Origin of the sequence: Pseudophaeobacter profundi (genome assembly GCF_029697505.1) — a bacterium.
Classification (GTDB): Bacteria; Pseudomonadota; Alphaproteobacteria; order Rhodobacterales; family Rhodobacteraceae; genus Pseudophaeobacter; species Pseudophaeobacter profundi.
Map to the genome: position 1 here is coordinate 63,835 of NZ_JARJEF010000002.1, position 24,558 is coordinate 88,392.

Annotated in this window: 23 protein-coding genes; 9 read left to right on the forward strand and 14 right to left on the reverse strand. The window is 58.1% G+C overall.

Going from position 1 to position 24,558, the window contains the following annotated elements:
- Nucleotides 1-96 precede the first annotated feature (96 nt).
- Entirely contained in the window at nucleotides 97-678 is a 582-nt protein-coding gene (locus P2081_RS03565) for a DUF924 family protein (protein WP_278921513.1), read from the forward strand.
- Between the two features lie 137 nt (nucleotides 679-815).
- Here P2081_RS03565 and P2081_RS03570 read toward each other — a convergent pair whose 3' ends face one another.
- A complete protein-coding gene (locus P2081_RS03570) occupies nucleotides 816-1,247 on the reverse strand; it encodes a hypothetical protein (protein ID WP_278921514.1) in 432 nt (143 codons plus the stop codon).
- Nucleotides 1,248-1,475: 228 nt separating this feature from the next.
- On the opposite strand from P2081_RS03570, the gene lpdA reads away from it, so the two are divergent.
- The 3 genes from lpdA to uvrA all read left to right on the forward strand — a co-directional run bounded on the left by lpdA (nucleotide 1,476) and on the right by uvrA (nucleotide 7,400).
- Entirely contained in the window at nucleotides 1,476-2,870 is a 1,395-nt protein-coding gene (gene lpdA, locus P2081_RS03575; RefSeq protein ID WP_278921515.1) for a dihydrolipoyl dehydrogenase, read from the forward strand.
- Nucleotides 2,871-3,168: 298 nt separating this feature from the next.
- Nucleotides 3,169-4,347: an MFS transporter gene (locus P2081_RS03580; RefSeq protein WP_278921516.1), complete on the forward strand. Its 1,179-nt coding sequence runs from the start codon at nucleotides 3,169-3,171 to the stop codon at nucleotides 4,345-4,347.
- 194 nt (nucleotides 4,348-4,541) lie between these two features.
- Nucleotides 4,542-7,400 carry an excinuclease ABC subunit UvrA gene (gene uvrA / locus P2081_RS03585; RefSeq protein ID WP_278921517.1) on the forward strand — a complete coding sequence of 953 codons (2,859 nt, stop codon included), beginning with the start codon at nucleotides 4,542-4,544 and terminating at the stop codon, nucleotides 7,398-7,400.
- Between the two features lie 63 nt (nucleotides 7,401-7,463).
- Here uvrA and P2081_RS03590 read toward each other — a convergent pair whose 3' ends face one another.
- Nucleotides 7,464-7,901, reverse strand: a complete 438-nt coding sequence (locus tag P2081_RS03590; RefSeq protein WP_278921518.1) for an excinuclease ABC subunit A — start codon at nucleotides 7,899-7,901, stop codon at nucleotides 7,464-7,466.
- 127 nt (nucleotides 7,902-8,028) lie between these two features.
- Between P2081_RS03590 and P2081_RS03595 the strand changes: the two genes are divergently transcribed.
- Nucleotides 8,029-8,802 (forward strand): helix-turn-helix domain-containing protein, encoded by a 774-nt coding sequence (locus P2081_RS03595; RefSeq protein WP_278921519.1) that lies wholly within the window; start codon nucleotides 8,029-8,031, stop codon nucleotides 8,800-8,802.
- Between the two features lie 5 nt (nucleotides 8,803-8,807).
- On the opposite strand, the gene P2081_RS03600 is transcribed toward P2081_RS03595, so the two are convergent.
- The 6 genes from P2081_RS03600 to P2081_RS03625 form a co-directional block, all read right to left on the reverse strand.
- Nucleotides 8,808-10,403, reverse strand: a complete 1,596-nt coding sequence (locus tag P2081_RS03600) for a Hint domain-containing protein (RefSeq protein WP_278921520.1) — start codon at nucleotides 10,401-10,403, stop codon at nucleotides 8,808-8,810.
- A gap of 337 nt (nucleotides 10,404-10,740) precedes the next feature.
- Nucleotides 10,741-11,613 carry a 3-hydroxyisobutyrate dehydrogenase gene (gene mmsB, locus P2081_RS03605; RefSeq protein WP_278921521.1) on the reverse strand — a complete coding sequence of 291 codons (873 nt, stop codon included), beginning with the start codon at nucleotides 11,611-11,613 and terminating at the stop codon, nucleotides 10,741-10,743.
- Complete coding sequence (locus tag P2081_RS03610) at nucleotides 11,610-12,656, reverse strand: enoyl-CoA hydratase/isomerase family protein (RefSeq protein ID WP_278921522.1); 1,047 nt, start codon at nucleotides 12,654-12,656, stop codon at nucleotides 11,610-11,612. The genes mmsB and P2081_RS03610 overlap by 4 nt, the downstream gene beginning before the upstream one ends.
- Before the next feature lie 43 nt (nucleotides 12,657-12,699).
- Nucleotides 12,700-13,845, reverse strand: a complete 1,146-nt coding sequence (locus P2081_RS03615) for an acyl-CoA dehydrogenase family protein (RefSeq protein ID WP_278921523.1) — start codon at nucleotides 13,843-13,845, stop codon at nucleotides 12,700-12,702.
- A gap of 201 nt (nucleotides 13,846-14,046) precedes the next feature.
- Nucleotides 14,047-14,661 carry a L,D-transpeptidase gene (locus tag P2081_RS03620; protein ID WP_278921524.1) on the reverse strand — a complete coding sequence of 205 codons (615 nt, stop codon included), beginning with the start codon at nucleotides 14,659-14,661 and terminating at the stop codon, nucleotides 14,047-14,049.
- Between the two features lie 189 nt (nucleotides 14,662-14,850).
- Complete coding sequence (locus tag P2081_RS03625; RefSeq protein WP_278921525.1) at nucleotides 14,851-16,350, reverse strand: CoA-acylating methylmalonate-semialdehyde dehydrogenase; 1,500 nt, start codon at nucleotides 16,348-16,350, stop codon at nucleotides 14,851-14,853.
- Between the two features lie 144 nt (nucleotides 16,351-16,494).
- Here P2081_RS03625 and P2081_RS03630 point away from each other — a divergent pair, with 144 nt between their 5' ends.
- The 3 genes from P2081_RS03630 to coaD all read left to right on the forward strand — a co-directional run bounded on the left by P2081_RS03630 (nucleotide 16,495) and on the right by coaD (nucleotide 18,619).
- The gene (locus P2081_RS03630; RefSeq protein WP_278921526.1) at nucleotides 16,495-17,391 is read left to right on the forward strand and encodes a LysR family transcriptional regulator; all 897 of its coding nucleotides are present in this window, start codon (nucleotides 16,495-16,497) and stop codon (nucleotides 17,389-17,391) included.
- Between the two features lie 56 nt (nucleotides 17,392-17,447).
- Nucleotides 17,448-17,882 carry a CBS domain-containing protein gene (locus P2081_RS03635; protein WP_278921527.1) on the forward strand — a complete coding sequence of 145 codons (435 nt, stop codon included), beginning with the start codon at nucleotides 17,448-17,450 and terminating at the stop codon, nucleotides 17,880-17,882.
- Between the two features lie 239 nt (nucleotides 17,883-18,121).
- Nucleotides 18,122-18,619: a pantetheine-phosphate adenylyltransferase gene (coaD, locus tag P2081_RS03640; protein ID WP_278921528.1), complete on the forward strand. Its 498-nt coding sequence runs from the start codon at nucleotides 18,122-18,124 to the stop codon at nucleotides 18,617-18,619.
- Between the two features lie 183 nt (nucleotides 18,620-18,802).
- Here the strand turns inward: coaD and P2081_RS03645 are convergent, their stop codons facing one another.
- Both P2081_RS03645 and gap read right to left on the reverse strand, forming a co-directional pair.
- Nucleotides 18,803-18,946, reverse strand: coding sequence for a hypothetical protein (locus P2081_RS03645; RefSeq protein WP_278921529.1), 144 nt, complete (start codon nucleotides 18,944-18,946; stop codon nucleotides 18,803-18,805).
- Nucleotides 18,947-19,050: 104 nt separating this feature from the next.
- The gene (gene gap, locus P2081_RS03650) at nucleotides 19,051-20,052 is read right to left on the reverse strand and encodes a type I glyceraldehyde-3-phosphate dehydrogenase (protein ID WP_278921530.1); all 1,002 of its coding nucleotides are present in this window, start codon (nucleotides 20,050-20,052) and stop codon (nucleotides 19,051-19,053) included.
- A 242-nt stretch (nucleotides 20,053-20,294) separates the two neighbouring features.
- On the opposite strand from gap, the gene P2081_RS03655 reads away from it, so the two are divergent.
- Complete coding sequence (locus P2081_RS03655; protein ID WP_278921531.1) at nucleotides 20,295-21,266, forward strand: DUF808 domain-containing protein; 972 nt, start codon at nucleotides 20,295-20,297, stop codon at nucleotides 21,264-21,266.
- Nucleotides 21,267-21,403: 137 nt separating this feature from the next.
- On the opposite strand, the gene P2081_RS03660 is transcribed toward P2081_RS03655, so the two are convergent.
- The 4 genes from P2081_RS03660 to P2081_RS03675 form a co-directional block, all read right to left on the reverse strand.
- Complete coding sequence (locus P2081_RS03660) at nucleotides 21,404-21,964, reverse strand: P-loop NTPase family protein (RefSeq protein WP_278921532.1); 561 nt, start codon at nucleotides 21,962-21,964, stop codon at nucleotides 21,404-21,406.
- 330 nt (nucleotides 21,965-22,294) lie between these two features.
- The gene (locus tag P2081_RS03665; protein WP_278921533.1) at nucleotides 22,295-22,528 is read right to left on the reverse strand and encodes a hypothetical protein; all 234 of its coding nucleotides are present in this window, start codon (nucleotides 22,526-22,528) and stop codon (nucleotides 22,295-22,297) included.
- A 36-nt stretch (nucleotides 22,529-22,564) separates the two neighbouring features.
- The gene (locus P2081_RS03670; protein WP_278921534.1) at nucleotides 22,565-22,828 is read right to left on the reverse strand and encodes a hypothetical protein; all 264 of its coding nucleotides are present in this window, start codon (nucleotides 22,826-22,828) and stop codon (nucleotides 22,565-22,567) included.
- The gene (locus P2081_RS03675) at nucleotides 22,828-24,549 is read right to left on the reverse strand and encodes a SulP family inorganic anion transporter (RefSeq protein ID WP_278921535.1); all 1,722 of its coding nucleotides are present in this window, start codon (nucleotides 24,547-24,549) and stop codon (nucleotides 22,828-22,830) included. Before P2081_RS03675 ends, P2081_RS03670 begins: the two co-directional genes overlap by 1 nt.
- Between the last annotated feature and the right edge of the window lie 9 nt (nucleotides 24,550-24,558).

The following is a 24,558-nucleotide window of genomic DNA, read 5'->3' on the forward strand; positions in this document are numbered from 1 at the left end:
GCCCTGTGTGTTACAATTAGTGACCCAGGGTCACTTGCAAATCACCCGTAAAATGGTCTGAAGTTATCCTCAGTATTAATACGTGGAGATGGCACAATGCAGGGCCCGGAAGATATCCTCAAATTCTGGTTGGATGAGGTTGGTGAAGACGGCTGGTATCTGAGCGATGAAGCCTTGGACGACACTATTCGAGAGCGGTTCAAAGACACCTGGGAGGCGGGCTGCAGCGGCCGGTTCTCTCTCTGGCTGACCTATCCGACCGGTGCCCTCGCCTATATCATCTTGATGGATCAGTTTCCGCGCAACATGTTCCGTGGTTCCAAAGAGGCGTTCCATTCCGATCGTAGGGCGCTTTGCGCTGCCAAGAATGCGATCAATCGCAAATGGGATATGAAGATCGACGAACCCGCGCGCCAGTTTTTCTATATGCCCTTGATGCATTCGGAAAATCTATGTGATCAGGAACGCTGCGTGCGCCTGATGAAAGAGCGGATGCCACAGACGGGCGCGAACAACATGCTGCATGCGCGGGCGCACCGTGAAGTGATCCGTCTGTTTGGGCGCTTTCCCTTCCGCAACGCGGCCCTGTCGCGCCACAGCACGTCCCCCGAAATCGATTATGAGAGCGCAGGCGGCTACGGCTCTATCGTGCGAGAGCTGCAGGAAACAGCCAGCTGAACCAGGGTCAGCGCCCGGTGAGGCTGGTGTCTTTCCGGGCGGACGTTTTGCTACCGAGGTGCCGCGCGCAGGCGGGTCGCCTTCCTGCTTGTGCTATTCCAGCCTGTTCCGTTCCAGCCTGTCACATTCTTGCCAATCTAGTTCTCGTCACTCTGGCCTTCGTCAGCTTGGGCGCCGCCTTGTGGCAACCAACGAGACAGCTCCTCAGACAGGTCCTGTACGGCGGTCTCAACCGCGATGCTGACCACTTCACCGGGCAATTGTTTCAGCGACTGGATTTCCAGTTTCAGCGCCGTCAGCTCTTCTTGTAGCTGGGCAAGCCTGATCGGCATTTCGCTGCTGTCGGGGGTATCGGCCTGGGAAATTGCCGCCGAGAGGGAGGCGAATTCTTCCGTCATTGCCTGGGCCTGGCTGTGCAATGGCCGAAGGTTGCTGCTGATATCGCTCAGCCGCTGGCTAACCTGTGCAACGGAAGATGATAGCTGCCAGCCAAGAAACAGGCAAAGCGCCAGCAGCAGCAGCGTTGCATTCAGCAGTGCCTTCAACAGATCGAAAACTACCTTTGCCATGGCCTGGTCCCTTGCGATTCTAACGGAATTTACGGGTGGTCTCACGGCGGATGGGACCCTATGCTTTCCCCAATGTCAAAAGCTGCGAGCCAGATCTGGGCCTTTTCCTGTGCGATGTAGCATGGTTGAACTGCCATTCGACGGCACCATACTGAGGGTTTGCAGTTTCTTGAAAAGTAGTTTAACGCTGAACTAGTTTGTTTTTGATCCTTTTGTCGAGGGAAGACCATGGCCGCACAAACCTATGACGTGATCGTAATTGGCGCCGGTCCGGGCGGCTATGTCGCCGCTATCCGGGCTGCACAGCTGGGGCTGAAAACAGCCATTGTGGAACGTGAAAACCTCGGTGGTATCTGTTTGAACTGGGGCTGTATCCCGACCAAGGCGCTGCTGCGCTCCTCTGAAGTGTATCACCTGATGGAGCGGGCCAAGGAATTCGGTCTTGGTGCCGAGAATATCACCTATGATCTGGACGCGGTGGTGAAACGGTCGCGCGGGGTGGCCAAGCAGCTGTCCTCTGGCATTGGCCATCTGATGAAAAAGAACAAGATTACCGTGATCATGGGCGAGGCCACTGTGCCGGCCAAGGGCCGCGTCAGCGTCAAGACCGACAAGGATGTGCAAGAGCTGCAAGCCAAGAATATCATCCTGGCCACCGGCGCACGGGCACGCGAACTGCCCGGTTTGGAAGGCGATGGCGATCTGGTCTGGACCTACCGCGACGCGCTGGTGCCGCCGCGGATGCCAAAGAAACTTCTGGTGATTGGATCCGGCGCAATTGGCATCGAATTTGCCAGCTTCTACAACACGCTAGGTGCCGATACCACGGTGGTTGAAGTGATGGACCGGGTGTTGCCAGTCGAAGATGCCGAGATTTCCGCCTTTGCTAAGAAAGCCTTTGTCAAACAGGGCATGAAGATCATGGAGAAAGCCATGGTCAAGCAGCTGGATCGCGGCAAGGGCAAAGTGACCGCCCATATCGAGACCGGCGGCAAGGTCGAAAAGATGGAGTTCGACACCGTGATTTCAGCGGTGGGCATCGTCGGTAATGTCGAAGGTCTTGGCCTTGAGGCGCTTGGCGTCAAGATTGATCGCACCCATGTGGTGACGGATGCCTATTGCCGCACCGGGGTTGACGGGCTCTATGCCATTGGCGATATCGCCGGTGCCCCTTGGTTGGCGCATAAGGCCAGCCACGAAGGCGTTATGGTGGCGGATCTGATCGCAGGCAAGCATGCCCATCCCGTCAAACCCGAAAGCATCGCAGGCTGCACCTATTGCCAGCCGCAGGTGGCCAGTGTCGGCTATACAGAGGCCAAGGCCAAGGAACTGGGCTATGACATCAAGGTTGGCCGCTTTCCCTTTATCGGCAATGGCAAGGCCATCGCCTTGGGAGAGGCAGAAGGGCTGGTCAAAACCGTATTTGACGCCAAGACCGGAGAGCTGCTTGGCGCGCATATGGTGGGGGCTGAAGTCACCGAGCTGATCCAGGGCTATGTGGTGGGCCGCCAGTTGGAAACCACTGAAGAAGACCTGATGAACACGGTCTTCCCGCATCCCACCCTAAGCGAAATGATGCACGAAAGCGTGCTTGAGGCCTTTGACCGGGCCATCCATATCTAAGGTCCATCCATATATCAGGGGGCGTCAGCGGGTGCTGCACGGGCCGCCCTGTGTTTCTGGCCGCGTTATAGTGATAGCGGCGCAAGGCCTGCCCCCACGACTGGGGCGGGCCTTGTTCTTTCTGGCTGCAATCATATCCGTGGGGCGACACGCGCCACGCGCGCGCATCGGCCCTGCCAATACTGCCCTGCCATGTTGCAATCGAGATATTTCGCAACTGGCACTTGCAAATTTCCCGGTCTAAGACTGGTCGGGAAAGACGCGGGCATCTGCCGCTTTCGCGTCGCAAGGGGGCCGGATGGAAGTGCAGACAATAACACGCTGGCCTTTGGTTGTTGCGGTCTGGGCGGCTGGTCTGGGCGTTGCGGCGCAATATGGCAAGATCAGTGTGATCTTTGACCGAATGGCAGAACTCTACCCCGATGTGGGGGCAGGGATCAGCTTTTCGGTGTCCTTTGTCGGTATCGTCGGCATTATCCTTGGCCTGGTGGCGGGGCTGTTTGTCAGCTCGATCGGCTATCGGCGCAGCCTGGTCTGGGCGCTGTGGCTGGGGGCCGCGATGTCGGCCCTGCAGGCGCTGCATCTGCCTTACGGGCTGTTTCTTTTCTCTCGGCTGATCGAAGGGCTGTCACATCTTGGCGTTGTGGTGGCGGGGCCAACGCTGATGGCAGCGATCAGTACGCCGCATCACCGCGGTTTTGTCATGTCCTTGTGGAGCACATTTTTCTCCGTCTCCTTTTCCCTGTTGATCTGGTTTGGCCTGCCGCTGGTGGCGCGCTTTGGGTTGGTTTCCCTTTTTGTTGCCCATGCCCTGGTGATGGCGGGACTGGCCCTGTGGCTAAGCCGCGCGATGCGTGATATGCCAGTGCCACCACGCCAGCCTTTTCCAGCACTTATGGCGCTGCCACGGTTGCATCTACCGGTGTATCGTTCTGCCTGGCAGGTGGCGCCTGCGGCGGGCTGGCTCTTTTATACCTGCTGTTTTGTCGCCATTTTGACGGTGATACCGCCCTATATCCCGCCTGAGCAGCGCGCTGCTGTGCTGATGGCGATGCCGCTGGCCAGCATTGCAACCTCAATGACGCTGGGGGTCTATCTGATGCGCCTGATGACTGCGGTGAAGGTGGCCCAGTTGGGGTTTCTGCTGGCGGCGGGCGGGGTGATCTGGCTGGGGAGCGCGCCGGGGGATCCGCTGGCCTGCCTGGCGCTGTCGGCGGCGTTGGGGCTGGTGCAGGGGGGCTCTTTTGCGGCTGTCCCGCAGTTGAACGAAAGCGATGAAGACCGCGCCCAATCCAATGGGGCCATGGCCCAGGCGGGCAATCTGGGCAATTCCATCGGTACGCCGCTGATGGTTCTGGCGCTGTCCCTTGCCGGGGTGCCGGGCCTGATCGCCGTGTTGCTGGTGCTGCTCTTGGGCGGCTTCCTGGTGCATCAGATCCTGGCCTGGCGGCGCAGCGCTGCCGTTGGGGCGATTTGACCGCGATATTTCGCGCGCGCAGCTAGGGCGGTTAGGGCAGGGCACCATATTTGGCGGGCCTGCTGCCAAAACTCGGCATATGTTCCTTTAATGTTCTCATTTTCCTGTTGGAGTCTTGCGCCGCATTGCCTATCTGTAGGGCGAAGGCTGGCGTGGCAGATTTGCGCGACCAGGGTATTGGGCACGAGGGCACTATGGCTGAGTTGAAATCCATCGAGGTACGCGGCGCACGCGAACATAATCTCAAGAATATCGATGTGGATATTCCGCGTGATGAACTGGTGGTGATCACCGGCCTGTCGGGATCGGGAAAATCCTCGCTTGCCTTTGATACCATCTATGCCGAAGGCCAGCGCCGCTATGTCGAAAGCCTGTCGGCCTATGCGCGACAGTTCCTGGATATGATGGAAAAGCCCGATGTGGACCATATCAGCGGGCTGTCCCCAGCGATTTCGATTGAGCAAAAGACCACCTCCAAAAACCCGCGCTCCACCGTCGGTACCGTGACCGAGATCTACGATTATCTGCGCCTGTTGTTTGCGCGTGCCGGCACCCCCTATAGTCCGGCCACCGGCGAGCCGATCGAGGCCCAGCAGGTGCAGGACATGGTAGACCGGGTGATGACGCTAGAGGAGGGGACACGGGGCTTCCTGCTTGCGCCTATCGTGCGTGATCGCAAGGGGGAGTATAAGAAAGAGTTCCTGGAGCTGCGCAAGCAGGGCTTTCAGCGGGTCAAGGTGGACGGAGAATTCTACGAGCTGGACGAGCCACCAACCCTGGATAAGAAATTTCGTCACGATATCGATGTGGTGGTCGACCGGCTTGTGGTACGTGAAGGCCTGGAGACCCGGCTGGCGGATTCCCTGCGCACCGCGCTGGATCTGGCCGATGGCATCGCCATTCTGGAAACTGCCCCACGAGAGGGTGAGCCAGAACGGATTACCTTCAGTGAAAACTTTGCCTGCCCGGTCAGTGGCTTCACCATCCCCGAGATCGAACCGCGGCTGTTTTCCTTCAATGCCCCCTTTGGCGCCTGTTCTGTCTGTGACGGGCTGGGGATGGAGCTGTTCTTTGATGAACGTCTGGTGGTACCGGACCAAAGCCTGAAGATCTATGACGGTGCCCTCGCCCCCTGGCGCAAGGGCAAATCGCCTTATTTTCTGCAGACCATCGAATCCATCGCCAAACACTATGAATTTGACAAGAATACCCAGTGGAAAGACCTGTCGCCCAAGGTTCAGCAGGTGTTCCTGCGCGGCTCTGGCGCGGAAGAAATCCCGTTCCGCTATGACGAAGGGGGCCGGGTTTATGAGGTCACCCGCGTTTTTGAGGGCGTCATTCCCAATATGGAACGGCGCTACCGGGAAACCGATAGCAACTGGATCCGCGAAGAATTTGAACGCTACCAGAACAACCGCCCCTGTGGCGCCTGCGCGGGCTACCGCCTGCGCGAAGAGGCGCTGGCGGTCAAGATCGCCGGGCTGCATGTGGGGCAGGTGGTGCAGAAATCCATCCGCGAGGCCCTGGCCTGGATCGAAGATGTGCCCAACCACCTGAGCAAGCAAAAGCAGGAAATCGCCCGCGCTATTGTCAAAGAGATCCGCGAGCGCCTTGGCTTTCTCAACAACGTCGGGTTGGAATACCTGACCCTGTCGCGCGCCAGTGGCACCCTGTCGGGGGGCGAAAGCCAGCGGATCCGACTGGCCAGCCAGATTGGTTCGGGCCTGACAGGGGTGCTTTATGTGCTGGATGAGCCCTCGATCGGCTTGCATCAACGCGACAATGACCGGCTGATAACCACCCTGAAAAACCTGCGCGATCAGGGCAATACGGTTATCGTGGTGGAACATGACGAAGACATGATCCGCCAGGCGGATTACGTTTTTGATATTGGCCCCGGCGCTGGGGTGCATGGCGGGCAAGTGGTTAGCCATGGCACCGCCGCCGAGGTGACCGCTGATCCGAATTCCATTACCGGGCAGTATCTGGCAGGGGTGCGCGAAATCCCGGTTCCGGCCAAGCGGCGCAAGGGTAACAAGAAAAAGCTGAAGGTGGTCAAGGCCAGTGGCAACAACCTGAAAGATGTCACCGCTGAATTCCCCCTGGGCAAGTTTCTTTGTGTGACGGGGGTGTCGGGCGGTGGGAAATCGACCCTGACGATTGAAACCCTGTTCAAAACCGCCTCTATGCGGCTCAATGGTGCCCGCCAGACCCCGGCGCCCTGCGAAAGCATCAAGGGGTTGGAGCATCTGGACAAGGTGATCGACATCGACCAGCGCGCCATTGGCCGCACACCGCGATCAAACCCCGCCACCTATACCGGCGCCTTTACCCCGATCCGCGATTGGTTTGCCGGCCTGCCAGAGGCAAAGACGCGTGGCTATAAACCGGGGCGCTTCAGCTTTAACGTCAAGGGCGGCCGCTGCGAGGCCTGCCAGGGGGATGGGGTCATCAAGATTGAGATGCATTTCCTGCCGGATGTCTATGTGGAATGCGAAACCTGCAAGGGCGCGCGCTACAACAGGGAAACGCTAGAGGTGCGTTTCAAGGGGAAGAGCATTGCAGATGTGCTTGATATGACAGTTGAAGAGGCGCAGACCTTCTTTCAGGCGGTGCCCTCTATTCGTGACAAGATGGATGCGCTGATGCGCGTTGGCCTTGGGTATATCAAGGTTGGCCAACAGGCCACCACCCTGTCTGGGGGTGAGGCGCAGCGGGTGAAACTGTCGAAAGAGCTGTCAAAACGATCTACCGGCCGGACGCTCTATATTCTGGATGAACCGACAACGGGGCTGCATTTTGAAGATGTGAAAAAGCTGCTGGAGGTGCTGCATGAACTGGTTGATCAGGGCAATTCCGTGGTGGTGATCGAACACAATCTGGATGTGATCAAAACTGCCGATTGGATCATTGATATCGGCCCCGAAGGCGGCGACGGCGGCGGCGAAATTGTCGCGGTCGGCACGCCGGAAACGGTTGCAAAAGAACCGCGTAGCCACACGGGCCATTATCTCAAGGATATGCTGTCCGCAAAGAAACTGGCGGCTGAATAGCGACGTCTGGCCGGGAATTCCCCGGCCAGACCCCGTGGCTTTTTCTGAGAAAATTATGTAAATTCAGCCTTCTGGTGCTCTTTGTGAATGGCTGTGCAGCAGAATTGGCAGCACAAAGAGCGCCAGGAATACAGTGTTGGGCACCACATTGAACCAAGCCCCAACCATGACAGAGCCAAAGCTGTCGGGCAGGTACCATGTCCAGACACCGAGTAGGATAATGCGCCCGCCAGTGGCCGGGTCTTGGGGGTAGATATCTTGCACAATGCGCCAGACTATCGCACCAAGGCCAACCATCAACCCGCCGGTGATTGCAGCTAGAACACGGCCGCTGTCGCTCGTCAGGGTTTGCTGCCCATCCAGCGGGTAATGGACCAGATCGAAGAAGATATCAAAAACCCCCCGCAGCGGTGTGATCAGTGCCAATACCAAGGCCAATCCAAAACACACCGAGCCGAAAGCCGCGAGTTTGAGCAAGCGTATTGTTGTTTCCTGTGTCATCGCGTCTCTCCAAATGGGATGGTTGGATGGTGACCGGGCCCTTGACGTGAAACAATTACCTTGGAGGTAAGTGACTGCGTTACCCGTATGATTTAGCAGTCTGGCAACGTGAATAAGGGGGGCAGCCATGGGCGGCTTTGGCGCAGTTCTGAAGGAATGGCGACGTATCCGCCGGATGAGCCAGCTGGACCTGGCGCTTTCTGCCGGGGTGTCTGCTCGCCATGTTTCATTCCTGGAAACCGGGCGGTCGCGGGCCAGCCGGGATATGGTGCTGCGGTTGGGGCAGGAATTGCAGATGCCGCTAAGTGCGCGCAATCAATTGCTCTTGGCTGCGGGGCTTGCCCCCGCCTATGGGGCTGTCTCGCTGAACGCAGAGGCGCGTGCACCGCTGCAACAGGCGGTGGACTGGGTGTTGCAGCGCCATGCGCCCTATCCGGCTATCGTGATTGATGCCCATTGGATCTTGCAGGCGATGAACCCGCCGGCGCAGGCGTTGATGATGCGGGCCGGGCTGCAACAGGGCGATAGTCTGATTGATGCGCTGAGCGAAAATGAAACCCTGCGCGCGGCCTTGGTCAATCTGGAACAGATCGAAGCGCTGACCCTGACGCGGCTGCGCAGCGAGCTTGCGCATCTGGGCAAGGACCCGGTGCTGGAGCGCGCAATTGCGCAGTTAAAACAGCGGGTTATACCGCTGTCACCACCGGAGATGGGCGAAACCCCCGCAGTGATTCCGGCCCATTATCGGTTAGACGGTGTGGATCTGAAGCTGTTTTCAACCCTATCGCAGTTTACGACAGCGGGCGATCTGGCGATGTCTGAACTGCGCCTTGAACTGATGTTCCCCGCCGATCAGGACACGCAAGAGCAGCTACAGGCGCTGTTTGGCGATCCTGGTTAGACTGTCTAGCCCATGCTCTGGATCAGCAATTGCGCCTCATAGCTGCGCAGGGCAGGGCGTGCGGCCGCGCCATAGTTTGGCATTTGGTCCGTTTCCCGGTTGCTCTGCAGCTCAGGGAACAGGGAAAACAGCTCTGCCTGGGTTTCAGCGTCAAAGCCCTCGGTGGTTTGCGGCCCGGGATGGTAGCTTTCGCTGAGTACACCATGGGCTGTCAGGATTTCGTGCTGGTCAAACAGCAGATGGTAATATGCCACCTGGTCCTGGCGCAGATCAGGGCGAATGCTGGCGTCATTGATCAGATCCTTGGCCTTGACCAAGACCTCGGCTTCGCCAAACAACAGCTCCGCCAGCGCGCCGGTGACCAGCATCCGATGATTGGGAGAAACCCACAGATCGGAACTTGCCCCCAGTTGTCCCTTGGCAAAACGGATTGGCGCGGTCTTTGGTGTCACCTGTACCTGGCTGTGGCCGATCCAGCGCAGGGGCTGAAACCCGTGATCCTGGGTCAGGATCCGCATGCCCGCGCGCAGCGTTTCAATCGCAATGGGGCCTTTATCGGTTTCGATCAGGGTACCGCCGACAAAGCAGGCCTGGGCCTGATTTATTTCAATCAGTGCGGTATCTGTATCGCCACTGTCGTTTTCGACGGTATAGTTGAAATAGCTGGTTTCATCATCACCATCAGATAGCACCTCTAGGGTGCCATCAGGGTTCAGAGTGATCTGTTGTCCTGTGGCGAGCGTGACGGTATCGCCTGCGGTGACAGCAACATCATTGATATGGGTGATGGTCAGAACACCGCCAGTGGTATTGCTGTCATTTGACAGGACATCCAATGTTTTCGATGTGTTAAGGCCGATATCTACAGTGTCGTCCATGGCGACAAATGCGGTCTGCACCGATCCGCCTGCCACCATGAGGTTGGTATCATAGCTGCTGTCAGCGACATCGGCGACACCAATCTTCAGGGTGTTGATCTCGCCGACGTTGACCGGGGCGGTAAATGTCAGGGTGACGGTAAACCCGTCCATTTCGGTGTTATACTGATCGCCCGTATTGTCGACATAGATATTTTCAGTATCGTTCTGGTTGATATTCCCGATCGAGGCAGAGCCATCGCCAATGGTGACCTCGGCCTGTACGCCGTTGATCCAGACACCAACCACATCATTGTATTGCGAGCTCGAAAACTCTGGGTATTCTTCGGACGAAAGCACAAAGTCCAGTGTCAGGACATCCCCGTCCGGGATGAACTCGATCTCCATGAACGAGGCATCATAGGTGCTGGTTCCGGCAAGGGCGTTAAAATCGCTATCGCTATTGGCGCCGCTGGTGTTGCTGCTGGTATTGCCTGACGTGTTGGTGTTGCTGGTGCCGGAACTGTTGGTGAAATCCTTAACATAGCCTGTGGAAAGGATAACACCACTGTCCGACGGGGCCACGCCTGCGACGGTGGTATCCGCGCCGGAATAGATCCCGGAAGAGGCCGCATCGCCGGAATAGCTGGCAGAGACGATCGTAGTACCATCGCCAAAGATCTCTTCCGCCATCTGTGAGGCGGTCGCAGAGGTGTTGATATCAAGTTCTGTCGCGGTGGCCATGAGAGATCCTGCACTCTGATTTGGCCACGTTTAGCAGTGGCCTTTGTGCAAGTATCATCGCGAACTTGGGCGGGAATATGGTGCAGCCGTGCAGATTTCCAGAATTTTCAACTAATTTGACAAGATCTGGTTGCAATCGTGGACAGCTGCTGGGCTGGCTTGCGGGTGGCATCGGCCCGGAGTGGCGTCCAGAAGGGCGCGCAGGTCCGGGCCGGTTCCACACGTTGCAGGGACGTTAGCGCCTGTCTCGTTCATTTACAGTCACGAGACAGGCTCTAGTCATTTATCTTGCATGTCTTGAGGCGAAAACCCTGTGCCTAATTTTGCGCAACATGCTCTAGCTGTGGCTGCGTTTTTCAAAGCGCGGCAACATGGCCGAGAAATCCATACCTTCGCCGCCTTCGGTCTCGACAAACTGGGTGTAGAGCGCCTGGGCCAGCTCTCCCATTGGGGTGTCGGCATCAGCGCTGGCAGCTGCCTGCTGGCTGAGGCGCAGATCTTTCAGCATCAGTTCGGCGGCGAAGCCAGGTTTGTAATCGTTGTCGGCGGGCGATTGCGGGCCGACACCGGGGGCCGGGCAATAGGCATTCATGCTCCAGGAATAGCCCGAAGAGGTGGAAACCACATCAAACATCTTTTGCCGATCCAGCCCCAGTTTGTCAGCCAGGGCAAAGGCTTCACAGGTAGCAAGCATGGTAACGCCCAGGATCATATTGTTACAGATCTTGGCCGACTGGCCCGCGCCGGCCTCACCGCAATGCACTGCCTTCTGGCCCATGATGGCAAAGAGAGGTTCTGCATTCGCAAAGGCTGCCGCACTGCCACCGGCCATAAAGGTCAGGGTGCCACCTGCCGCGCCGCCAACACCGCCGGAAACGGGCGCATCGACAAACAACAGATCCGCAGCGGCGGCCTGCTGGGCAACGGCACGCGCCGAGTCCACATCCACGGTAGAGCAATCCACCAGGGTGGCTCCGGCGGTCATGGCGGGCAGGATTTCGTCTGCAACCGCACGCAGGATCTTGCCGTTGGGCAGCATGGTGATGACCACGTCAGCGCCAGTGGCGGCCTCAGCGCCCGAGGCCGCCATGGTAACACCCTCGATGGCGACATCTGCCATGTCAAAGCCGGTGACCACATGGCCTGCGGCAGCCAAGTTCGCGGCCATGGGGCCACCCATATTGCCAAGGCCGATAAATCCGATGTTCATGTGTTTTCCTCCTCAAAAACCAGCGCATCCGCACCCAGAGGCATCAGCATCTGGCTGACGGCACTGGCGGGGACCTCCTGCGCTGCATATTTCCATTTGGGTTGGCGGTCCTTGTCAATGATCTGGGCCCTGATCCCTTCTAGGAAATCGCCTTTTTCCATCGACCGGTAAGTGTAGCGGTATTCGTTCTTCAGGGCTTTGCGAATACCCAGCTGACTGCCGCGCAGCCGGTGTAGCAATTCAACCGTGCAGGCCATGGCCAGCGGTGCATTGCGCCCCATTGTCCGCAGCGTGGTTTCGGCAAAATCGCTTTCATCCGCCCTGAGAACGGTCAGGATATCGGTCAGGGTTTCACCAGCAAAGCAGCGATCGATATCGGCCTGCAGCGGCTCCAGCGTGCCAGCGGGCGGTTTTTGCGCGGCAAATTCCAGTATCTGTGGATCGCCATCGCGCTCCAGCCCGGAAATGAGAACCGGCCAGAAGCTTTCGGGGATATAGTGATCGGCAAAGCCGGCATAGATCGCATCGGCGGCCTTCATTCGGCTGGCGGTGGTGCCAAGATATTCGCCCAGACGCCCGGGTGCCAGCGCCAGCATCAAGGTGCCGCCCACATCGGGGATCAGGCCAATGCCGACCTCGGGCATGGCAATCTGGCTGCTGTCGCCCACCACCCGGTGGGTGCCATGACAGCCGATACCGACGCCGCCGCCCATGGTGAACCCCTGCAGGAAGCTGACCACCGGTTTGGGGTATTCAAAGATATAGGCGTTCAGGCGGTATTCATCGCGCCAGAACTTGCGACCATAGGCATAATCGCCCGCTGTGCCGGTGTCATAGAGTTCAGCAATATCGCCGCCGGCGCAAAAGGCCTTCTCGCCCTCGGCATCTATCACCACCAGCTTTACGGCGTCGTCCCCAGCCCAGGCGCGCATGGCTGCGTCTATGGCCATGCACATATCATAGGACAGCGCATTCAGCGCCGCGCCACGGGTCAGGGTGATGCGACCGGCCTGACCGGTCACACGAATATTGATATCGCTCATATTGTCCTCGCAGTTGGCCCTGTGGGCTTGCGTTTTAGCGCGTTCAGGCGTGTTCGGCCAGCAGATGGCGTGCGACGATCACCCGCATGATCTCATTGGTGCCTTCAAGGATCTGATGCACCCGCAGATCGCGGACCAGTTTTTCGATGCCATAATCTGCCAAGTAGCCATAGCCGCCATGCAGCTGCAGACACTGATCGACGATCTTTGACCCGGCCTCGGTGACGAATTTCTTGGCCATGGCGCAGTGTTTGCTGGCATCCGGCGCGCCCTGGTCCAGTTTCCAGGCGGCCTGACGCAGGAAGACACGCGCGGCCTGCAGCTCGATTTCCATATCCGCAAGGCGGAACTGCAGCCCCTGGAACTGGTCGATGCTTTTGCCAAAGGCCTTACGTTCTGACATATATTGCAGTGTCAGGTTCAGCGCGGTCTGTGCGGCGCCCAGCGAACAGGACGAGATATTCAGCCGTCCGCCGTCCAGGCCCATCATGGCGTATTTGAATCCCTTGCCTTCTTCGCCGACCAGGTTGTTGGCCGGGATCTTGCAATCGTCAAACTGCACCTGCGCTGTGGGTTGGCTTTTCCAGCCCATCTTGTCTTCCAGCCCACCAAAGGACAGGCCCGGCGTGCCGTCTTCGACATAGACGGTGGAAATCCCCTTGGGGCCGTCTTCGCCGGTGCGCACCATGCAGACATAGGCGTCGGAATAGCCGCCGCCCGAGATAAAGGCCTTGTTGCCGTTCAGCGTGTAGCCTTCATTTGTCTTGTCAGCGCGGGTCTTCAATGCTGCGGCGTCCGAACCCGATCCCGGTTCGGTCAGGCAGTAGCTGAGCACGGTGTTGAGCGAGAGAACATCCGGCATGATCCGCGCCTTCATCTCGTCGCTGGCAAAGCTGTCCAGCATCTTGGCGCACATGTTATGGATCGACAAAAAGGCCGCGACCGATGGGCAGGCCATCGACAGGGCCTCAAACACCAATGTGGCATCCAGTCGTGACAGAGCCGAGCCGCCAGTTTCTTCGCTGACATATAGCCCGCCAAAACCCAGCTCTCCGACGCGCGGCCAAAGCTCTTTTGGAATGGTGCCCTCAGATTCCCACTGACGTGCAAAAGGCGCGATGTTTTCCTGGCCAAATGCGTGAGCCATATCAAAAATCGCGGTCTGTTCCTCGGTCAAAGCAAAATCCACGTCATGTCCTCCCTGGCGCGTATGAATTGAACGGTTGTTTATTTAATACCCGCCCTCAGCCACAAGAGCAAGCAGCGCGCACGCAAAGCGGTGCTGCAAGAATATGGCTGCGCCGCTGGCCCAGATAGGCAAAAGCCGCGCCTTCCAGTGGAGGGCACGGCTTTGTCGTGTAAGGCGATGTTGTCTGCGCTATGATATGCGCTACAGAATACGCACCTGGGTGCCGACTTTGACCAATGGGTACAGTTGCTCAACATGTTGATTGTAAAGGCCAATGCATCCGGAGGAGCTTTGGCGCCCGATCTTGCGGGTGTCATGGGTGCCATGGACCAGATAGGCCGGCCAGCTCAGATACATGGCGCGGGTGCCAAGCGGGTTGCCAGGGCCGCCCTCCATGCGCAGGGGCAGCGAGGGGTCGCGTTCGCGCATGTTTGCGGTCGGCGTCCAGCTGGGGTTTTGCGCTTTGCGGATCACCTTGGTGTAGCCGCGCTTGGTCAGTTCTTCGGACATGGGGACAGAAGAGGGATAGAGGCGGTAGGTCTCACCGTCGCCGCCCCAATAGTGAACTGCGCGCGATTCCACATCCGCCAGCAAGCAGCCGATACCCAGTTCATCAAAGTGGTCTTGCCAGCGTTGCTGCTTGAAGGATGAAATATTGCGCTTCACCGATGGCTGGTTGGAAATTGGCGCCTCAGTCTGGGGAAACGCATCATTGGAGGGCACATCACTTGCCTGTGCCCGCAGCAGGCTGGGGGTGGCCAGGGCTGCGCCGAGGCCAAGCAGGGCGGTGCGACGGTGGATTGGTTTTGAAGACATGGGAGGGCTGCTCTGATTGTTATGAATTCACGACATCCATATGGGAAACCGCCACAGTGGTGAAAGGCCCTAGGGCTTCACAATTTCGTTTTTGCGGCAGATCCTTTTGTCAGGGGCGGGCAAGGTAGACATGAAAAGAGCCCCGAAAATTTTCGGGGCTCTTTCCTATTTTAACTTTAAAGCAGTGCTTTAGTCCATTGCTTTAAAGTTGAATTCGCCGCCTTCGCGGATGCCCGAAGGCCAGCGCGAGGTGATGGTCTTGGTGCGGGTGTAGAATTTGAATGCATCCGGACCGTGCTGGTTGAGATCGCCAAAGGCGGATTTCTTCCAACCACCAAAGGTGTGGTAGGCCAGTGGCACAGGGATTGGCACGTTGATGCCGATCATGCCGATGTTGATCCGGTTGGCAAAGTCACGGGCGGTGTCGCCATCGCGGGTATAGATCGCGGTGCCGTTGCCGTATTCGTGATCCATCGCGTACGACAGCGCTTCCTCATAGGTTTCTGCGCGTACGGTGGACAGCACGGGACCAAAGATTTCCTGCTTGTAGATGTCCATGTCGGTGGTGACATTGTCAAACAGGCTGGGGCCAACAAAGAAGCCATCCTCATAGCCCTGCAGGCTGAAGTTACGGCCATCGACAACCAGATCGGCGCCCTGATCAACGCCGGTTTGAACCAGACGCTCGATATTGGCTTTGGCAGCTGCGGTCACAACCGGGCCGTAATCAACATCATCGCCAGCGGTGTAGGGGCCAACCTTCAGCGTCTCAACACGTGGGATCAGTTTTTCGATCAGCCGATCAGCCGTCTCTTTGCCGACGGGAACCGCAACCGAAATCGCCATGCAACGTTCGCCAGCCGCGCCGTAGCCGGCACCGATCAGGGCGTCAGCCGCCTGGTCGAGATCTGCGTCGGGCATGATGATCATGTGGTTCTTGGCGCCGCCAAAGCACTGGACGCGCTTACCCTGGGCACAGCCGGTGCCGTAGATGTATTCGGCGATCGGGGTGGAGCCAACAAAGCCAACCGACTGGATGGTGTCGTCAAACAGGATCGCATCCACGGCTTCTTTGTCGCCGTTCACAACCTGGATGATGCCTTTTGGCAGGCCTGCTTCTTCCAACAGTTCCGCCAGCATCAAAGGTACCGATGGGTCGCGCTCGGATGGTTTCAGGATGAAGGCATTGCCGCAGGCAATGGCTGGGGCAAACATCCACATGGGGATCATCGCCGGGAAGTTGAACGGGGTGATACCCGCTGTCACACCCAGGGCCTGACGCATGGAATACATGTCGATGCCAGGGCCGGCGCTATCGGTGAATTCACCCTTCAGCAGCTGTGGCGCGCCAATGCAATATTCCACCACTTCCAGACCGCGCTGAATGTCGCCCTTGGCGTCGGGGAAGGTCTTGCCATGTTCACGCGACAGGGTTTCCGCCAGCTTGTCCATATCGCGGTTCAGCAGGTCGACGAATTTCATCATCACCCGGGCGCGGCGCTGTGGGTTCACTTTTTCCCAAGCAGGCTGGGCGGCTGCGGCAACGGCGACGGCCTGGGCCATTTCGTCTTTGCTGGCCAGTGGGCATTTGGCCTGCACTTCGCCAGTGGCGGGGTTAAACACATCCGAAAAACGGCCGGATGTGCCTTTGACGTGTTCACCGTTGATATAATGGGTGAGCTCTTGCATGAGAAAACCTCCTCTGGATCAGTTGCGCAAAGCTTAGTCTTGCAAAAAGAGGTGGAAAAGGGGAAAGATTTCAAAGAGGGTTTGCAGGAACGCAAATGGTTAAGGGCGCAAAAGGCGTCTTCGCAGGCAGAGTGGATCACGTGTATGGATGCTCAATGGGATGATATGAAGGTGTTTTTGGCTGTTGCCCGCGAGGCAAGCCTATCAGGCGCCGGACGTATTTTGAAAATGGATCCGGCCACGGTGGGCCGACGTGTTTCCCGCTTTGAGGCGGCGCTAGAGACGCCTTTGTTCGTGAAATCCCCGCAGGGCTATGCGCTGAGCGCGCCGGGGGACCGCCTGCTGGTCCATGCTGAAGCCGCCGAACAGGCAATGCGGGCCGGAGCCGAGGCGCTGACCGGGCCAAGCGACACCCTGTCGGGGCAGATCCGTATTGGCGCGCCCGATGGCAGCGCCAATTACATTCTGCCCCAGGTCTGCGCCCAAATCTGCGAAGAGCACCCGGATCTGGATATCCAGATCGTGGCGCTGCCTCGGGTGATCAACCTCAGCCGCCGCGAGGCCGATATGGCCGTGACTGTCAGCGCGCCCACCGCCGGGCAGCTCTTGGTGCAAAAGCTGACAGATTACAAATTGCACATGGTCGGATCACATCATTACCTGCGCAAACACCCGCCAATCAAAAAGCTGGAAGACCTGAAGGGTCACAAGATGATTGGCTATATACCGGATATGATCTTTGATCAGGAGTTGGACTACCTGAGCAACCTTGGCGTTGAACGGGTGGCGCTGGCGTCGAATTCCGTTTCGGTTCAGATCAAACTGGCGGCGCAGGGTACGGCGCTTTGTGTGGCGCATGATTTCTCGTTGCCGGCCCATCGCATGCTGCGCAAGGTGTTGACCGACAAGATCAGCCTTACCCGCAGTTTTTATCTGGTGCGCCACCAGGGCGATCAGCGCAGCGAGCGGCTCAACCGGTTTGCTCAGGCGCTTACCAAGGGAATCCGCGAAGAGGTTGCCAGACTCGAGGCCTTGACTTGACGCGGCGTTGCGGCAACCCTTGGTGATACGCAATAAAATTACCAGAAGGAGCGCATATGCTGGTTCAATTGATTCTGAAATCCAAGGCGAGCGCTGAGGTTGTTACCGTTGCCCCGGATGCCTCTGTAGCGGATGCGGCCCGTCTGTTGTCTGGCAAGGGAATTGGTACCGTCGTGGTGTCGTCGGATGGCAAAACGGCCGAAGGCATCCTGTCAGAGCGGGATATTGTGCGCGAGTTGGGGCAAAACGGCGCCGGCTGTCTGGATAGACCTGTCAGCGACTATATGACCTCCAAGCTGGTGACCTGTTCCACCCAATCCAATGTCGAGGATCTGTTGCAGCAGATGACAGACGGGCGGTTCCGTCACATGCCTGTGGTCGAGAATGGTGAAATGATCGGCCTGGTGTCGCTGGGCGATGTGGTCAAGGCGCAGCTTGCTGAAATTGCCATGGAAAAGAACGCCCTGGAAGGCATGATTATGGGGCACTGACCCCTGTCATCAGCGCCGCTCGTTTGGCCGTGTCCGGCTGGCGGCGCTGGTATCCTGGCCTAACGGTGCGGGCTGGTTCCCTGGTTCCCTGGGGCCGTGATCTGGCTTTGTCTGGTCGCGACCACGTGACGCGCGGGAATTTGTCTTTGCGTATTTTCCCCCTCTTGCATCCGAGGGGGTTCCGATGTTTGCTCCGCTCAAGATCTTAGACAGAAACAAGAATACGGCAGGAGAGACCTATGCGTATCGGCTTGTACCCGGGGACCTTTGATCCCATCACTTTGGGTCACACAGACATCATCCGCCGGGCAAGTGCGCTGGTTGATAAACTGGTCATTGGCGTTGCCATCAACCGCGACAAGGGACCGCTGTTTTCACTGGAAGAGCGGGTGGCGATGCTGGAGGCGGAATGCACCAAACTGAGCGAGCAGACCGGTACGCAGATCGTTGTGCATCCCTTTGAAAACCTGCTGATCAATTGCGCCCATGATGTCGGGGCACAGATCATTGTGCGTGGCCTGCGGGCGGTTGCTGATTTTGAATACGAATATCAGATGGTTGGTATGAACCGTGTGCTCGACAGCTCGGTTGAGACCGTGTTCCTGATGGCCGAAGCGCGGCACCAGGCCATTGCCTCCAAGTTGGTCAAGGAAATCGCCAGGCTGGATGGGGATGTGTCAAATTTTGTTACCCCGCTGGTGCAGCAAGAGCTGCTCAAGCGGCTCGGAAAAGCCTGACGCGCCAAACCCCAATTCCTGTAGGCTGCCACTGGCCGCAGGCGTGACCGGATCACGTTGCCAGATCAGCTGGCTGTTCAGCTCTGTGCCATCGCTAGACGGTGCGGGGTTCTCTTTTCTATGGAATATGTCAGCGCGAAATAGAGCGTGGAATAGACCGTGGCGCGGTGGCGAACATCGCGTTCAGCGCCAGAAGGCAACCCAGTCCAGCAGGACATAGAATTTCTTTGCCAAAAACAGCAGCGCAATGCCATCGTTGAACAGCAGATCAGCAAGGATCATGACGCAGAGAAACAGGCCAAGCCAGATGGCAATTTTATTGGTCATGGGGCCTCGCCATAGAAAACGCCCGCTCAGATATGCCTGAACGGGCGCTAAATCTCAAGTGAGACCTGTGGGGCAGGTCGGTTTTTTCCGGTCGGGTAGGGGGCTTAGCCCAAGCGTCCCATGGCGACGGCGACATCGGCCATGCGCACGGAAAAGCCCCATTCATTGTCATACCAGGCCAGAACCCGGACCATGCGGTTTTCGACCACGCGGGTTTGGTCGGGGGCAAAGATTGAGCTTTCCGAGGAATGGTTGAAGTCAGTCGAGACCAGCGGCGCAGGCTCATAGCCCAGCACACCCTTCATTGGGCCGATGGCGGCTTCTTGCATGGCGGCGTTGATCTGATCGGCTGTTACATCGCGGCTGGCACGGAAAGTCAGGTCGACGGCCGATACATTTGGCGTCGGGACCCGCATTGCCGACCCATCCAGGCGGCCCTTCAGATTTGGCAGCACCTCGCCCAGAGCCTTGGCCGCACCGGTAGAGGTCGGGATAATCGACATGGCGGCAGCGCGGGCGCGGTACAGATCGCTGTGGCGACGATCCAGGGTGGGCTGATCACCGGTGTAGGCATGGATTGTGGTCATGATGCCGTGCTCGATGCCAAAGGCTTCGTCCAGCACCTTGGCCATAGGGGCCAGGCAGTTGGTGGTGCAGGATCCGTTCGAGATCATCGTGTCGCTGGCTCGCAGCTCGGCGTCATTGACACCAAAGACGATTGTCTTGTCGACGTTTTTACCGGGCGCCGAGAGCAGCACCTTTTTGGCACCGCGCTGCAGATGCGCCTTGGCCTTTTCGCCATCGTTGAATTTGCCGGTGCATTCCAGAACCACGTCACAGCCGGACCAGTCCAGATCCTCCATGTTGTAGGTGGAATACATCTGCATGTCGCCGCGACCCAGGTTCATGGTGCCATCGCCCAGCGTGACCTCACCGGGGAAGCGACCATGCACCGAGTCATATTTGATCAGATGCGCCGCTGTTTCCAGCGGGCCTGTCGCGTTCACCTTGATCACTTCGATATCGTCGCGGCCCGAGGCTGCGATATGTGACAGGGTGCAGCGGCCGATGCGGCCAAAACCGTTGATCCCGACTTTAATGGTCATGTGCATTTCTCCAGGCGAGCAAATCTTAACCCCGCATATAGCCCTCATCTTACTGCTTCAAAAGGGGGGAAAGCGGCGAAAATACAGCATGTTAGCGCAAACTTGGCCCGGTGGCGTTAACGGTTTTCACCGGTGGCGTTAACGGGATTTGCCCCTGCGGCACCGATGGCGCTAACGCTTGCTCTGCGGGTCAGATAGGGTAGGTTGCGGGAAAATTTGCGCCGGGGATAAGGGTTTTTGACATGAGCGGATTGCTAGCTTTGCTGGATGATGTGGCAGCGATTGCCAAGGTAGCGGCGACCTCGGTGGATGATGTGGCGGCAGCGGCGGGCAAGGCCGGTGCCAAAACTGCCGGTGTTATCATCGACGATGCGGCAGTGACGCCAAAATATGTCCAGGGCTTTGCCCCGGCGCGTGAATTGCCGATCATCTGGCGCATCACTCGCGGGTCGCTGTTCAACAAGCTGATCCTGTTGCTGCCGGTGGCAATGCTCTTGGCGAATTTTGCCCCCTGGGTCATCACGCCGCTCTTGATGCTGGGGGGCAGCTACCTGTGCTTTGAAGGCGCGGAAAAGATCTTTCACGTGCTGTTTCCCCATGCCAGCCATGAGATTGAGCAGGACATGAGCATCAAGGACCCAGGCCATCTGGAAGAGCAAAAGATCAAAGGCGCCATCAAGACCGATTTCATCCTGTCGGCAGAAATCATGACCATTGCCTTGGCCGCGATCGAGGTGCCAAATGTCTGGATGCAGGCGGCGACGCTGGCGGTTGTCGGCATTGGCGTGACGCTGGCGGTCTATGGCTCGGTCGCACTGATTGTAAAGATGGACGACGTCGGCCTGTTCCTGGCCAAACATGCCCCAACCCCTGTTGGGCGCGGATTTGGGCGCGGGCTGGTGAAATTCATGCCGGTTCTGATGTGGCTTTTGTCTGTTGTCGGCACAGCTGCGATGCTTTGGGTTGGCGGCTCCATCATCATCCACGGGCTGGAGGTTCTGGGCTTTGGCTGGCTCGGCCATCACATCCACGATCTTGCCTATGCTGTGGGCCATAGGGTGCCTGAGGCCTGGAGTGGATTTGTTGAGTGGAGTGCCAAGGCCACCATGGACGGCATCTTTGGTGTCGCTTGGGGATTGGTGCTGATCCCCGTAGCGACCAAGGTGATTGGGCCGGTGATGGGTAAGTTCACAAGCGCGAAAGCAAGCCACTAATACTGTCAAAGTTCTATGGTGTGAATGGGCGCGACTGCATCATTTTCGGCTCCGCTGCGCGGCGTGAAACCAGCCGTCCAAGCATGCTGCAGCGAGATCCGTCACCCGAATTCACAGATCGCGGACAGAGCCTTCATTCACGAAAGTGCGGCTAGAGCGTCGATGACGGTTTGAACGCTGCTTTCGACGTCACAATCTGAGTTAACTGGGCAGACAGGCTTATTCTGTCTCTCCAGCCATCGTTCATGCATGCCTATATTGCGGCCATTAAAATTGGGGTCGTCGTAACCCTTTGCCCATTCAATGAAGTCAACGTGAATTTGAAACATGTCACCGCCTTTTTCGATCCGTTCGCCAAAACGAACTTTCTCACGCGAACGAAGACGTTGTAGTCGGAGAGGAGTAGCAAGCGACGTGAAAACGATTATGTCAGCCTTATCAACCAGTTCTTCACCCCACGCGTTGCAGGCCCCAGACAGTACCCAACCCTCATTTCCAAGTGCGCTTCGCATAGAACGAACGCGCTCTTCGGGAGAGTTCTTGACAGAAAACGGCGGATCAATAGGAGCCCAGTAGTGATCATCGGTGTCGACATGCACCAATCCCAATGCCGACGAAATGCCTCGCCCTAGCGTTGTTGAGCCACTTCCAGATGCGCCAAAAATATAGATATTGGGTTTCTTTAGTCTCATCATCATAGGTTACTGATTTGGATAGCAATATTCTATCTCGCGTGTGCAGCATTGGTCAAGTTGGGCTCTCCTTTCTCTTTCGCCGCGCCAGTCGTGAATGTCTGATACCATAGTATAGGGGCCGTTCACCTCGCCAGGCACGCTGAACACCTTAGGTGGCGTCGCTCTTTTTATACTGCACAGTCAGTTGGGCGGCACAACTTGGGCATTCGAACAGTTCACCCTCGGGCGGCACTTCGCTTAGCTCAAGATCCAAATCAATCCGGCACACTGGACACTTAAATACAGCGCAAGATTCATTGACGTTCTTTTGAAAATGGAACATCCATCCGCTCCTTAATTTGGCGACAAACGGTTGAGCATTCCCCGCAACCGATCTGCCTTTTCTTTATAGTTTTGCGCCATCCTCTCAATTTTACTGGCTGAAGGATTAAGCTTTGAGCCAACCCAAAGAGTGTCGGCCTTGATAGCCTGTGACGTCTCTTCGGCCAGCCTGATTTCCTCCAAGAGCCAATCCTCGAAATCCTTGTACACCACCTCAATCTCTCCTTCGTTGGACTTCTTTTTCACCCGTTTCACTTGGCTCCGGAACCCGCTTTTCGTCTGTCATGATCTTCGACCCGATGCCGACTTGCCCACCCGCTCCCAGATCCGGGTGCGGCAGACCCGTTCGGCGGGCCGCACCAGCCCGTCGTGTTCCATCCTCCGCAGAAGGTGCAATATCCCGCTGTTGCTCATCCCGAGGGCATCCCGCAGTTCCGCCTGCGTCCGCGGGCGTTCAAGGGCCTCTAGGATATAGCGTCGCCGCGCCTCGGCCTTGCCTTTCTGACGACGTGTCGGGCAACGTGTTTCGCTGCCGGGCCCTGGCATCAGTCTGCATCCCGATCGCTGGTGGCGTCTTCGCGCAGCAGATCCAGAACTTCGTCAACCGTGGCGGCATAGTGGACCAGCGGACGATTCAGGCCATGGGTCACGAACACACGCAGGATGTCACTGGACGCACCCGTAAGCCAAACCGCGACACCCTGCTTCTGAGCTTTTTGGGCAAGCCCCACAATCATGTTGGCGCCGGTCGAGTCGAGGAAGGGCACGGAGGAGAAATCGATGATCAGCGCCTTGTGGGTATCTTGGATGCGATCGAGCACAGAGCCTATGGAGGCCGCGGCGCCGAAGAACAGCGCGCCGGTTAGCCGGTAGATGACCACGTCGGGGTCCGCGGCCCGCTCTGCATCATATTCGCCGCGTGGGTGCGCTGTGTCGGCCTCGTCGCGGCTGACGAAGGCGCTGTCTGTTGCAACACCTGCAGTCCGGCTCATGCGGTGAATGAACAGAACCGAACCGAGCGCGAAGCCGGTGATGATGGCCTCTGTCAGATCGCGGAATATGGTCAGGAAGAACGTGGCGCCCAACACTGTCGCCTCACCCCATCCCGAGCGGACGAGGATGGCGACGGCTGGTTTCTCGATCATGTTCCATGCGACGACAGCCAGAACGCCTGCGAGTGCGGCCAGCGGGATGTAGGAGGCAAGCGGCGCGGCTGCGAACATGAACAGGAGCAGGAATGCGGCATGCAGCATCCCAGCGAACGGGCTATGCGCCCCGGCCCGCACATTGGTAGCAGTGCGCGCGATGGTGCCGGTCACACAGAAGCCTCCGAAAAGCGAGGCCCCTATGTTGGCCGCGCCCTGAGCGACAAGTTCACAGTTTGAGCGATGTCTGCGACCGGTCATGCCGTCTGCGACAACAGCGGACAGAAGCGACTCGATGGCACCCAGCAAGGTGAAGGAGACGGCAGCCGGGAGGACTGCGAGGATGCCGTCCTTGGAGAGCGGCGGCAGGCGCGGTGCTGGAAGCGACGAGGGAATGCCGCCGAACCTGGAGCCGATGGTCTGCACGGGCAGCGCGAGAAATGTCGTGGCGGCGGCGACCAGACCGACGGCGATCAGCATGCCTGGCCAGTGCGGGCGCCAGCGCCGCAGGCCAAGAATGACGGCCACTGTCGCCGCGGAAACGCCAAGCGCAGCTGGCGTCAGGCTCGACCTGGATGCCCAGAGCGCCGGAATCTTCTCCAGCAGTTCACCAGGTTCATGTTCCAGCGTCAGGCCGAACAGTTCCTTGATTTGACTGGCGAAGATGATGACCGCGATCCCGGCGGTAAATCCGACTGTCACCGGGAAGGGGATCAGCTTGATAAAGGTCCCCAGCCGCAGAAAGCCGGCGGCTGCCATCATCAAGCCTGACAGGAAGGTTGCAAGGATCAATCCCTCCATCCCGTGCTGGCTGACAGTGGCGGCGACCAGCACGATGAAGGCTCCCGCTGGGCCTCCGATCTGGAAGCGCGATCCGCCGAGCAGTGAAACCAGAAAACCGCCAGCAATGGCGGTGTACAGGCCTTGTGCCGGGGGCACGCCGGACGCGATAGCGATGGCCATCGACAGCGGCAGCGCAACAATGGCGACGGTCAATCCGGCTATGGCGTCCGCGCGCAGCTGCGTCAGACTGTAACCTTCGCGAAGAACAGTGACGAGTTTCGGTGTGAAGAGTTCAGCGAAATTCGGAGCGCCGCTCTGTCTGCTGATCTGGTCTTTCATCTGTGGCCG

Excerpts from the sequence above, each read along its gene's own strand:
- P2081_RS03565 (WP_278921513.1), top strand. The coding sequence starts at position 97 with ATGCAGGGCCCGGAAGATATCCTCAAATTCTGGTTGGATGAGGTTGGT.
- P2081_RS03570 (WP_278921514.1), bottom strand. The coding sequence starts at position 1,247 with ATGGCAAAGGTAGTTTTCGATCTGTTGAAGGCACTGCTGAATGCAACG.
- lpdA (WP_278921515.1), top strand. The coding sequence starts at position 1,476 with ATGGCCGCACAAACCTATGACGTGATCGTAATTGGCGCCGGTCCGGGC.
- P2081_RS03580 (WP_278921516.1), top strand. The coding sequence starts at position 3,169 with ATGGAAGTGCAGACAATAACACGCTGGCCTTTGGTTGTTGCGGTCTGG.
- uvrA (WP_278921517.1), top strand. The coding sequence starts at position 4,542 with ATGGCTGAGTTGAAATCCATCGAGGTACGCGGCGCACGCGAACATAAT.
- P2081_RS03590 (WP_278921518.1), bottom strand. The coding sequence starts at position 7,901 with ATGACACAGGAAACAACAATACGCTTGCTCAAACTCGCGGCTTTCGGC.
- P2081_RS03595 (WP_278921519.1), top strand. The coding sequence starts at position 8,029 with ATGGGCGGCTTTGGCGCAGTTCTGAAGGAATGGCGACGTATCCGCCGG.
- P2081_RS03600 (WP_278921520.1), bottom strand. The coding sequence starts at position 10,403 with ATGGCCACCGCGACAGAACTTGATATCAACACCTCTGCGACCGCCTCA.
- mmsB (WP_278921521.1), bottom strand. The coding sequence starts at position 11,613 with ATGAACATCGGATTTATCGGCCTTGGCAATATGGGTGGCCCCATGGCC.
- P2081_RS03610 (WP_278921522.1), bottom strand. The coding sequence starts at position 12,656 with ATGAGCGATATCAATATTCGTGTGACCGGTCAGGCCGGTCGCATCACC.
- P2081_RS03620 (WP_278921524.1), bottom strand. The coding sequence starts at position 14,661 with ATGTCTTCAAAACCAATCCACCGTCGCACCGCCCTGCTTGGCCTCGGC.
- P2081_RS03625 (WP_278921525.1), bottom strand. The coding sequence starts at position 16,350 with ATGCAAGAGCTCACCCATTATATCAACGGTGAACACGTCAAAGGCACA.
- P2081_RS03630 (WP_278921526.1), top strand. The coding sequence starts at position 16,495 with ATGGATGCTCAATGGGATGATATGAAGGTGTTTTTGGCTGTTGCCCGC.
- P2081_RS03635 (WP_278921527.1), top strand. The coding sequence starts at position 17,448 with ATGCTGGTTCAATTGATTCTGAAATCCAAGGCGAGCGCTGAGGTTGTT.
- coaD (WP_278921528.1), top strand. The coding sequence starts at position 18,122 with ATGCGTATCGGCTTGTACCCGGGGACCTTTGATCCCATCACTTTGGGT.
- P2081_RS03645 (WP_278921529.1), bottom strand. The coding sequence starts at position 18,946 with ATGACCAATAAAATTGCCATCTGGCTTGGCCTGTTTCTCTGCGTCATG.
- gap (WP_278921530.1), bottom strand. The coding sequence starts at position 20,052 with ATGACCATTAAAGTCGGGATCAACGGTTTTGGCCGCATCGGCCGCTGC.
- P2081_RS03655 (WP_278921531.1), top strand. The coding sequence starts at position 20,295 with ATGAGCGGATTGCTAGCTTTGCTGGATGATGTGGCAGCGATTGCCAAG.
- P2081_RS03660 (WP_278921532.1), bottom strand. The coding sequence starts at position 21,964 with ATGATGATGAGACTAAAGAAACCCAATATCTATATTTTTGGCGCATCT.
- P2081_RS03670 (WP_278921534.1), bottom strand. The coding sequence starts at position 22,828 with ATGCCAGGGCCCGGCAGCGAAACACGTTGCCCGACACGTCGTCAGAAA.
- P2081_RS03675 (WP_278921535.1), bottom strand. The coding sequence starts at position 24,549 with ATGAAAGACCAGATCAGCAGACAGAGCGGCGCTCCGAATTTCGCTGAA.